Here is a 2,509-nt window from a genome sequence, read left to right on the forward strand (position 1 = left end):
TCGCCCACCGGCACCGTGACAGGGGCGCCGGTGTCCGTCACGGACGTGCCGCGCGCCAGCCGGCGGTGGGTTGAAGCGCGATGGCACGGACGGTGGCGGCATCGAGGTGGCTGTGCACCTCCAGCGTCAGGGGGTCAGGCCGGTCCCAGGCCACCGTCAACGCCGTGTTCAGGGGGGGCAATCGCATGCCGTCAAAGGCCACGTCCACGACCGCGCCGCGAACCGCCACCACCTTGCCTGCCGCGCGTGTTCCCGGCATGGAGCCTTCCACCGCTGGGGCGCCCCGGTGGCGCCCGGCCGATCCCATGGTTCGGCAGGGCGGGGGCGGCCGCATTGACACTGATCAAGCCGAAAGGGTTGCCGGGACGAATGGATAAGCGACGCGAACGGATGGCTCATCGGACCGAATTTCAGTGCCCGTGGAATAGGCGGCATGCTGAAAGAGGGCGGCAACCGGATGTCCGCATGCCGGATAAGGACAGGGTGATTCCCCAGTCCCCAGTTCCCAGGATCGTCCACCATGGATCAGCCCGCATCGCCGCCGCCCCCCAGTCCAGAGCAGGTGGTGGATGGCCAATTGCGTGCCTACAACGCCAAGGACATCGACGCCTTCATGGCCTTCTGGGCGGAGGACGCGCGCATCTACCAGCATCCCGACACCCTGCTGGCCAGCGGGGCGGCGGACATTCGCGCGCGCCACGTGACCCGGTTCAGTGAGCCCAACCTGCACGGCCGGCTGGTGCATCGCCTGGCCGTGGGCGCCACCGTGGTCGATCACGAGGCGGTGACGCGCACCTTTCCCGACGGCCCAGGCACGGTGGAGGTCATCGGCATCTATGAGGTAACGGCGGGCCGTATCCGCCGGGCCTGGTTCACCATGGGCACGCCGGTGCTGGATCCGCCGCCGTTGGATTAAAGAACGAACGCGACACTTTCAACGAAGAGAGAAGGAGCCTTGGCCGTGGCCGTCACGATCTATGGCATCAAGAACTGCGACACCATGAAGAAGGCCCGCGCCTGGCTGGAGGGGCGGGGTGTCGACTACACCTTCCATGACTACAAGGCCGTGGGCATCGACCCGGCGCGGCTGGAGGCCTGGTGCGCCGCCCTGGGATGGGAGACGGTGCTGAACCGCGCTGGAACCACCTTCCGCGCGCTGCCCGATGCCGACAGGCAGGATCTGGACGCGGCCAAGGCGGTGGCCCTGATGCAGGCGCAGCCATCCATGATCAAGCGGCCGATTCTGGACCTGGACGGCGTCCTCACGGCCGGATTCAAGCCCGAACGGTATGAGGAGGTGTTCGCGGCCGCTGGGCGCTGATGGGCCGTGAATCCATCCCTGGTGGCACCTGCGCCGTTTCAACCCCCAGGGATGGCATGGTCTCATTATGAGTCCAAAAAAGGAACATGATGAGAACATTTCCGCTTGTGGTTCCCGGAACGTTCTGGCAACACTATGCCCATGAATGGCCGGGCGATGGAACGCCGGCTCTGGAACAGACAAACGGTGGAGGGGTGAATGGCGTACATTGCAGTCCACGACACGATGCATGGTGTCAGCTTCGCCCCGAAATCCAGCCTGTTGCGCCAGCGGGCGCTCCGCCGCGCCGGCGCCAACGGCGGCCGCCTGGTGCGGGATTTCCTGGCGCTGGCCAGCCTGTTCGCCACCCTGTACGGCGCGGTGCTGATCCTGGGCGCGGCCATGGGCACCTGACACCAGCCATTCTCGCGGCGACCTTCAAAAGCGAACGCCCCACCGGCAGTAAACCGGTGGGGTGTTTTCGTATTCGACGCTTTTACTTGAAAGCCGTCCCGATGGGACGGTGCCGCGTCAGCGGCGCTGGGCGCGATGGTAGGGGATGGGGATGGGCCGCGCCGCGTGTTCCTCCTTGCGGCTGGCGGACATCTCGATCTCCATGCGGGCGATGACCTTGCGCAGCTCATGCAGCGCGTCGGTCAGGCCCTGCATGCCCGCCTCGGGATTGGCCTTCCACGCGGTGTAGGCCTCGGCGCTGCGCTGGGCGGCTACGGTCATGCGCTGATCGGCCGGTTCCGTTGGCGTCTCCGCCGCTTCCAGGCGGGCGGCGTTGCGTTGCTGCTGACGGTAAGGATATTCCGAGCCCACCGGACGGTCACCGCCATAGGGACGGTCCAGCAACTGCTCCATGCCTTCCGAATCGGCCTGGCCATAGCTGGCCGGGGCGCGGGGGGCCGGGGCCTGCCGGTCGCCATAGGGACGCTGGCCCTGGCTGATGGCCGGCGGCTGGCTGCGTTCCTGGGCGGCGTTGGCCACGGCGGCACCGGTCAGGGTGCGGCGCTCGCCGCGCTGCGGACGGTCACCGAAGCGGTCACCCCGGGGCTGCTCACCTTCGGCGCGGGGCTCACGCTCCGGCCGGCCTTCTCGACCTTCACGACCTTCAAGGGCGCGTCCTGATTGCCCTGCGGACGGTCCCAGCGGGGGCCACGCTCACGGGCCCCGGGGCCCCCGGGGGGGCTGGGCGGCCGGGGC

The 2,509-nt window shown here is 68.2% G+C and carries 5 protein-coding genes; 3 read left to right on the forward strand and 2 right to left on the reverse strand.

The window, feature by feature from the left end; translation table 11 throughout:
• Nucleotides 1-37 precede the first annotated feature (37 nt).
• Nucleotides 38-259 (reverse strand): hypothetical protein, encoded by a 222-nt coding sequence (locus tag I55_RS26970; RefSeq protein WP_199902744.1) that lies wholly within the window; start codon nt 257-259, stop codon nt 38-40.
• A gap of 261 nt (nt 260-520) precedes the next feature.
• Here I55_RS26970 and I55_RS26975 point away from each other — a divergent pair, with 261 nt between their 5' ends.
• The 3 genes from I55_RS26975 to I55_RS36380 all read left to right on the forward strand — a co-directional run bounded on the left by I55_RS26975 (nt 521) and on the right by I55_RS36380 (nt 1,714).
• Nucleotides 521-916 (forward strand): nuclear transport factor 2 family protein, encoded by a 396-nt coding sequence (locus I55_RS26975; RefSeq protein ID WP_044563827.1) that lies wholly within the window; start codon nt 521-523, stop codon nt 914-916.
• A gap of 39 nt (nt 917-955) precedes the next feature.
• Nucleotides 956-1,321 (forward strand): ArsC family reductase, encoded by a 366-nt coding sequence (locus I55_RS26980; protein ID WP_199902745.1) that lies wholly within the window; start codon nt 956-958, stop codon nt 1,319-1,321.
• Between the two features lie 198 nt (nt 1,322-1,519).
• Nucleotides 1,520-1,714 carry a hypothetical protein gene (locus I55_RS36380; protein ID WP_148293996.1) on the forward strand — a complete coding sequence of 65 codons (195 nt, stop codon included), beginning with the start codon at nt 1,520-1,522 and terminating at the stop codon, nt 1,712-1,714.
• 117 nt (nt 1,715-1,831) lie between these two features.
• On the opposite strand, the gene I55_RS33550 is transcribed toward I55_RS36380, so the two are convergent.
• The gene (locus I55_RS33550) at nt 1,832-2,293 is read right to left on the reverse strand and encodes a hypothetical protein (protein WP_049974542.1); all 462 of its coding nucleotides are present in this window, start codon (nt 2,291-2,293) and stop codon (nt 1,832-1,834) included.
• Nucleotides 2,294-2,509 lie beyond the last annotated feature (216 nt).

This window comes from Azospirillum sp. B4 (assembly GCF_000333275.1).
GTDB lineage: Bacteria > Pseudomonadota > Alphaproteobacteria > Azospirillales > Azospirillaceae > Nitrospirillum.